The organism is Pseudoalteromonas sp. S3785 (assembly GCF_005887365.1).
GTDB lineage: Bacteria > Pseudomonadota > Gammaproteobacteria > Enterobacterales > Alteromonadaceae > Pseudoalteromonas.
Window position 1 is genome coordinate 1 of sequence record NZ_PNCT01000144.1, and the last position, 442, is coordinate 442.

3 tRNA genes are annotated in these 442 nt (G+C 50.0%); all 3 read right to left on the bottom strand.

Annotated elements, in window-relative coordinates:
• Nucleotides 1-43: 43 nt before the first annotated feature.
• Nucleotides 44-120 (bottom strand) — tRNA-Pro (locus CWC17_RS18905).
• A gap of 15 nt (nucleotides 121-135) precedes the next feature.
• Nucleotides 136-211 (bottom strand) — tRNA-His (locus CWC17_RS18910).
• A gap of 24 nt (nucleotides 212-235) precedes the next feature.
• A tRNA-Arg gene (locus CWC17_RS18915) sits at nucleotides 236-312 on the bottom strand.
• Between the last annotated feature and the right edge of the window lie 130 nt (nucleotides 313-442).

Here is a 442-nt window from a genome sequence, read left to right on the forward strand (position 1 = left end):
GAGGAGTCGTTTAACTGCTTATCTAACTGCAATGTTAAGAAAGTGGTCGGCGATGCAGGATTTGAACCTGCGACCCCTTGGACCCAAACCAAGTGCGCTACCAAACTGCGCTAATCGCCGATACTCGAAGTAAATTGGGGTGACTGATGGGGCTCGAACCCACGACAACCGGAATCACAATCCGGGGCTCTACCAACTGAGCTACAATCACCACGGTATTTACTTTGTTTTCAAATGGCGCACCCGGAAGGATTCGAACCTTCGACCAACGCCTTAGAAGGGCGTTGCTCTATCCAGCTGAGCTACGGGCGCATCGAAAACTTCATAGTTTGCCAGTAAGCTTTTCAATTATAAAAATAAAAGAAGTGGTCGGCGATGCAGGATTTGAACCTGCGACCCCTTGGACCCAAACCAAGTGCGCTACCAAACTGCGCTACTCGCC